A 6,219-nucleotide genomic window follows, 5' to 3' on the forward strand; every position below is an offset into this window, starting at 1 on the left:
GGGTTCTTCGCTCGGTGCTCCGTGGTCGGTGCTCGGCGTCGCCGTGCTCCGACGTCGCCGTGCCCCGCGGTCAGGCGGTGCGGACCAGGTCCAGGAACCGGCGGTGGAAGCGGTCCTCGCCAGCGACCTCGGGGTGGAACGCACTCGCGATGACGTTGCCCTGCTGCACCGCGACGACCTGGCCGTCCGGCAGGGCGCCGAGGACGTGGACGTCGTCACCGCGCTGCTCGACCACCGGGGCGCGGATGAACACCGCGTGCACCGGTGCCTCGCCCAGGTCAGGCATCGGGATGTCGATCTCGAACGAGTCGTTCTGCGCACCGAATGCGTTGCGCCGCACCGTGGTGTCGAGCACGTCGAGCGTCTGCTGCCCGCTGATGCCGTCGGTGATCCGCGACGACAGCATGATCATCCCGGCGCAGGTGCCGTAGGTGGGAAGCCCGGCACGGATCGCGTCGGCGAGGGGCTCGGCGACCCCGAAGGCGCGGGACAGCTTGTCCATCACGCTCGACTCGCCGCCGGGGATCACGACACCGTCGAGGGTCTCGATCTCCTCCGGACGACGGAGTGGCACCACGTCGGCGCCGAGCTCGGTCAGCGAGGCGATGTGCTCCCGGAAGTCACCCTGCAGCGCCAGGACCCCGACGCGGGGCCGAGCACCGCTCGTCGGACTACCAGCCACGCTCGGCGAGGCGGTGCGGTGCGGGGACGTCGGCGACGTTGATGCCGACCATCGCCTCGCCCAGACCTCGGGAGACCTCGGCGATGACCTTCGGGTCGTCGTGGAAGGTCGTGGCCTTGACGATCGCAGCGGCACGGGCCGCCGGGTCGCCGGACTTGAAGATGCCGGAACCGACGAACACGCCGTCGGCGCCGAGCTGCATCATCATCGCGGCGTCGGCCGGGGTGGCGACACCACCGGCGGTGAACAGGACGACGGGGAGCTTGCCGGTGCGGGCGACTTCCTGCACGACGTCGATCGGGGCCTGGAGCTCCTTGGCGGCGACGTAGAGCTCGTCGTCGCGCAGGTTGCGGAGCGCCGCGATCTCCTTGGTGATGGTGCGGATGTGCTTGGTGGCCTCGGACACGTCACCCGTGCCGGCCTCGCCCTTGGAGCGGATCATGGCTGCGCCCTCGGTGATGCGGCGGAGCGCTTCGCCCAGGTTGGTGGCACCACAGACGAAGGGGGTGGTGAACTTCCACTTGTCGATGTGGTTGACGTAGTCGGCCGGGGACAGCACCTCGGACTCGTCGATGTAGTCGACGCCGAGCTCCTGCAGCACCTGCGCCTCGACGAAGTGGCCGATGCGGGCCTTCGCCATGACGGGGATCGACACCGCGGCGATGATCTCCTCGATCATCGAGGGGTCGGACATGCGGGCGACGCCGCCCTGCGCGCGGATGTCCGCGGGGACGCGCTCGAGGGCCATGACTGCGGTCGCACCGGCTTCTTCCGCGATGCGGGCCTGCTCGGCGTCGACGACGTCCATGATCACGCCGCCCTTGAGCATCTCGGCCAGGCCGCGCTTGACGCGGTCGGAGCCGGTGATCGAGGTGCCAGGGGTGCCGGAGGTGCTGGTGCTGTCGCTCATGATGCCGACCAGTCTAGTGCGCCCCGGGCCACCCGTCGGCGACGAGTCGACGGGTCTCGCCGAGCATCTGCGAAATCGACTTCGTCCGGGCGATGATCGGGAAGAAGTTCGCGTCGGACTGCCACCGCGGAACGATGTGCTGGTGCAGGTGTGCGGCCACCCCGGCGCCGGCGACCTCGCCCTGGTTCATGCCGATGTTGAAGCCGTCGCAGTGCGAGACCTCGCGCAGGACCCGCATCGCGGTCTGGGTCAGCTCGCCGATCTCGCGCAGTTCGTCCGGCGTCGCCTCGTCGTAGAGCGGGACGTGCCGGTACGGGCAGACCAGCAGGTGCCCGTTGTTGTACGGGAACAGGTTGAGCAGCACGTAGGCGTGCTCACCCCGGGCGACGATCAGGGCGTCCTCGTCGGACTTCCGTGGTGCTTCGCAGAACGGGCAGTCGTCGTCGTGCCCGCGACCCCGGCCCTCGCGGCCGGCGTCGATGTACGCCATCCGGTGCGGGTTCCACAGCCGCTGGAAGGCGTCAGGGACGGCCGCGCCGGTCGCGGCGTCCCGGATGACGAGCGGATCGTCGTCGGACCCGGAACCCGCGGCACCGGAACCCGCGGCACCGGAACCGAGCGGGCCCGAGGAGCCGGCCACGTCGTCGACGTGACCGGTCCCCGCGAGGCGATCCGGGCCTCCCGGCAGATCCGACTGGTCCCGCTGGTCCGTCATCAGACCTGCGAGCGCTCGCGGATCGCGGTGAGGATGCGGTCCACGGCCTCGTCGACGGGCACCGCGTTGTCCTGGCGACCGTCGCGGAAGCGGAAGCTGACGGCGCCGGCGTCGCGGTCGTCGCCACCGGCGATGAGCTGGAACGGCACCTTCGCCTTGGTGTGCGTGCGGATCTTCTTCTGCATGCGGTCGTCCGAGTGGTCGACCTCGGCGCGGACGCCGTGCGTGCGGAGCTTCGCGATGACCTCGTCGAGGTAGTCGCCGTACTCGGCCGCGACCGGGATGCCGACGACCTGGACGGGCGACAGCCACGCCGGGAACGCACCCGCGTAGTGCTCGGTGAGGACACCGAAGAAGCGCTCGATCGAACCGAACAGCGCGCGGTGGATCATCACCGGACGCTGGCGCGAGCCGTCGGCGGCGGTGTAGTCGATGCCGAACCGCTCGGGCAGGTTGAAGTCCAGCTGCACGGTCGACATCTGCCAGGTGCGACCGATGGCGTCACGCGCCTGCACGGAGATCTTCGGGCCGTAGAACGCCGCACCCGCCGGGTCCGGCACGAGCTCGAGCCCGGACTCCTCGGCGACCTGGCGCAGGGTCTCCGTCGCGACGTCCCAGACCTCGTCGTCACCGACGTACTTGTCCGGGTCCTTCGTGGAGAGCTCGAGGTAGAAGTCGTCGAGGCCGTAGTCGCGCAGGAGCGAGAGCACGAACGCGAGGGTCGTGGTCAGCTCCTCCTTCATCTTCTCCTGCGTGGTGAAGATGTGCGCGTCGTCCTGGGTCAGGCCGCGCACGCGGGTGAGGCCGTGGATGACGCCGGACTTCTCGTTGCGGTACACCGTGCCGAACTCGAACATCCGGAGCGGCAGGTCGCGGTAGGAGCGGGGCTGCGACCGGTAGGCCAGGATGTGCATCGGGCAGTTCATCGGCTTGAGGTAGTAGTCGGCGCCCTGGCGGGTGACGTTGCCGTCCTCGTCGCGTGCCTCGTCCATGTGCATGGCCGGGAACATGCCGTCCTTGTACCAGCCGAGGTGCCCGGAGGTCTCGAACAGGTCGCCCTTGGTGATGTGGGGCGTGTAGACGAACGAGTAGCCGTTCTCCTCGTGCCGACGGCGCGAGTAGTCCTCCATCTCGCGGCGGATGATGCCGCCCTTCGGGTGGAAGATCGCCAGGCCGGAACCGATCTCGTCGGGGAACGAGAACAGGTCGAGTTCGGCGCCGAGCTTGCGGTGGTCACGCTTGGCGGCTTCTTCGAGGCGCACCAGGTACGCCTTGAGCTGGTCCTTGTCGGGCCAGGCGGTGCCGTAGATGCGCTGCAGCTGCGGGTTCTTCTCGGAGCCACGCCAGTAGGCAGCGGCGACGCGCATGAGCTTCGCGGCGTTGCCGATCCAACGGGTGTGCGGGACGTGCGGGCCGCGGCAGAGGTCCTGCCACAGCACCTCGCCCGACTTCGGGTCGACGTTCTCGTACACCGTCAGCTCGCCGGCACCGACCTCGACGCTCTCGCCGGAGTCGCCGTCGCTCGCTGCGCCCTTGAGGCCGATGAGCTCCTGCTTGTACGGCTCCCCCGCCATCAGCTCGCGTGCCTGCTCGTCGGTGACGACGACGCGACGGAAGCGCTGGGCCTGCTTGACGATGCGGTCCATGCCCTTCTCGATCGCCTTGAGGTCTTCGGGGGTGAACGGCTCGGCGACGTCGAAGTCGTAGTAGAAGCCGTCGGTGACGGGCGGACCGATGCCGAGCTTGGCGTCCGGGTTGATCTGCTGCACGGCCTGCGCCAGCACGTGGGCGGCCGAGTGGCGGAGGATGTCGAGCCCGTCCTGCTCCTGCAGGGTGACGGGCTCAGCGGTCTCACCGGCCTGCACGTCCGCCGCGAGGTCCTTCAGGACGCCGTCGACGCGGATGGCGACGATGCCGCGCGCACCGTCGAAGAGCTCGGTGCCGGTCGTGGTCGTCGTCGCGGTCCGGGGCTCGGGTGCCTGGGGAAGCTCGGCGGGCGCGGGTGCGACTGACTCGGTCACGATGATGGGACTCCTCGATCGAAATGGTGCGTCAAGACTAGTGCGAGACGTGCTCGCGTGCGGACGGCCGCGGGCGCTGCTCGGCCGTCGGCGCTCAGGCCGGGACGGCGCCGAGCGTCGCGACGGGCAGCCGCGGCTCGAGGCGCTCGCGTCCGTTCAGGCCGTCGAGCTCGAGCAGCGCTGCGAAGCCGATCGCCTGGTAGCCGGCGCGCTCGAGCAGCGTGATGGTCGCGGCTCCGGTCCCCCCGGTGGCCAGGACGTCGTCGACGACGAGCACCCGCGTGCCTGCGGGCAGCTGACCCGGTCGCAGTTCGAGTTCGGCCTCGCCGTACTCGAGCGCGTACTGCTCGCTCAGGACCTCGCCGGGGAGCTTGCCCGCCTTGCGCACCGTGAGCACACCGACCTGGTGCTGGGCGGCGATGCCCCCGGCCAGTGCGAAGCCACGGGCCTCGATGCCGGCGACGGCGTCGAAGCCGGCCCCGACCGCGAACGGTGCCGCGAGTGCTTCACACACCCGACCGAAGGCGACGGCGTCCGAGAACACCGGCGTCACGTCGCGGAACAGCACCCCCGGCTTCGGGAAGTCCGGCACGAGGGCGGTGAGGCGTTCGACGAGTGCAGCTGCGGTTTCGGTCACCCGCCAACGGTACGGGAGGCCCGGGCTGCGTCCGACACGTCGGCGCACGGTGCGAGGCTGGTCGCCTCGTGCGGGCCCCACCGTTCGCTGCACCGTGCGGGTTCCGTCGGACGGTTCACCGAAGGTGGCTCGGTGCGAGGTTGTTTCCTCGCACCGAGCCGTTCAGGCCGCACGGGCTCCGGAAGGACGCACCGTGCGTGCGTGAGGCCGACGACAGTGCCGACGACAGTGCTGGCGACAGCGCCTGCGGTCAGCGCCACATCCGCATCGCGGCGCCCTGGGTGATCCAGTCGGTCTCGCGCTGTCGGCGTTCCCGCTCGAGGCGGGCCAGCGTGGCGAGGTCGATCTCGGGCCGCTCCTTGCGGGTGCGTCGGCTCCAGATGATGAGCGACATCCCGACGCGGAGTGCGATGCGGTCGGCGAGTGAGACCCGGCGGCGCACCGCGCGGGTATCGGGTGGACGGGTGGTGGTCTTCGTGGACACGGTGATCCCCTTCAGGGCATGGCAGAGCTGCCCGGGTGTCGGGCATGACGAAACCGCCCGGATCGCGGGCAGTGAGAATTGAATGCGTGAGAATGCACTCCGGGATGGTCCGGAAATGTACGGACAACGATCGCGGAATGCGCGTCGACACCGAGAGCGTCGCACTGCCCACCGACATTCTTCCGGCGTCGTCCGTACAGATCGGACGGGACGCACCGACGTGCCGTCGAGCCGTTCGGCGGACGAACGAACCGGTGCTGCACGAGCCAGATCGGCTCAGCGCAGGGTGCCCTGAGGCACAGATGTCAGGAGAGTGGGACGCTCCGGGTCAGCGGACGCGGGACGGGGAACCGACGCGTCCACGGATTCCGCGGAACGGAGTGGTCGTTGCGATCATCATGGTCGGCCCCCTTTCGGTCTCGAGCTGGTGGATTCGTCCGGGTCGAATGTTCGACCGTTCGCGACGAGTGAACACTATCGGCACCGCAAATCGGAGCGCAACCCCTTTGTCGGAAAACGTCTGGAATTGCATTCCCGAACAGGCCGATCACGGTGCGAGGTTCGTGTTCTCGCGCCGACTCGCCAGCTGCGTGCAGAGTTCCCGTCGTGCACCGGCGCCGGGCCTGCCGGCTGCACCGTGCGCTGTCGGCGGACCGGTGGCAGCCTGCGTGCTCGGTGCGGGATCGCAGGCCTGCACGGTGCGGGCAACCTCGCACCGGGTGACGGAGCACGCACGGAGCACGCACGGTGCACGCCGGAGGCCCGGTACC

At 69.7% G+C, this 6,219-nt stretch carries 6 protein-coding genes; all 6 read right to left on the reverse strand.

All coding sequences use genetic code 11. The features are described 5' to 3' along the window. Window positions 1-70: 70 nt before the first annotated feature. The 6 genes from pdxT to H489_RS29370 all read right to left on the reverse strand — a co-directional run bounded on the left by pdxT (window position 71) and on the right by H489_RS29370 (window position 5,449). Window positions 71-682, reverse strand: a complete 612-nt coding sequence (gene pdxT / locus H489_RS29350) for a pyridoxal 5'-phosphate synthase glutaminase subunit PdxT (RefSeq protein WP_017887360.1) — start codon at window positions 680-682, stop codon at window positions 71-73. Continuing rightward, window positions 672-1,592 carry a pyridoxal 5'-phosphate synthase lyase subunit PdxS gene (pdxS, locus tag H489_RS29355; RefSeq protein ID WP_017887361.1) on the reverse strand — a complete coding sequence of 307 codons (921 nt, stop codon included), beginning with the start codon at window positions 1,590-1,592 and terminating at the stop codon, window positions 672-674. The genes pdxT and pdxS overlap by 11 nt, the downstream gene beginning before the upstream one ends. 13 nt (window positions 1,593-1,605) lie before the next feature. Continuing rightward, on the reverse strand, window positions 1,606-2,307 hold the full coding sequence (locus tag H489_RS0119140) for an HIT family protein (RefSeq protein ID WP_017887362.1): 702 nt from the start codon (window positions 2,305-2,307) through the stop codon (window positions 1,606-1,608). Next, window positions 2,307-4,328 carry a threonine--tRNA ligase gene (thrS, locus tag H489_RS29360; protein WP_017887363.1) on the reverse strand — a complete coding sequence of 674 codons (2,022 nt, stop codon included), beginning with the start codon at window positions 4,326-4,328 and terminating at the stop codon, window positions 2,307-2,309. Before thrS ends, H489_RS0119140 begins: the two co-directional genes overlap by 1 nt. A 94-nt stretch (window positions 4,329-4,422) precedes the next feature. Continuing rightward, window positions 4,423-4,965 (reverse strand): adenine phosphoribosyltransferase, encoded by a 543-nt coding sequence (locus H489_RS29365; protein ID WP_017887364.1) that lies wholly within the window; start codon window positions 4,963-4,965, stop codon window positions 4,423-4,425. 250 nt (window positions 4,966-5,215) lie between these two features. Continuing rightward, complete coding sequence (locus tag H489_RS29370; RefSeq protein ID WP_140448051.1) at window positions 5,216-5,449, reverse strand: hypothetical protein; 234 nt, start codon at window positions 5,447-5,449, stop codon at window positions 5,216-5,218. Window positions 5,450-6,219: the final 770 nt, after the last annotated feature.

Source organism: Curtobacterium flaccumfaciens UCD-AKU, from assembly GCF_000349565.1.
Taxonomy (GTDB): Bacteria; Actinomycetota; Actinomycetes; order Actinomycetales; family Microbacteriaceae; genus Curtobacterium; species Curtobacterium poinsettiae.

Bases quoted from the DNA above. Each gene is read 5' to 3' on its own strand.
- pdxS (WP_017887361.1), bottom strand. From the start codon at position 1,592: ATGAGCGACAGCACCAGCACCTCCGGCACCCCTGGCACCTCGATCACC.
- H489_RS0119140 (WP_017887362.1), bottom strand. From the start codon at position 2,307: ATGACGGACCAGCGGGACCAGTCGGATCTGCCGGGAGGCCCGGATCGC.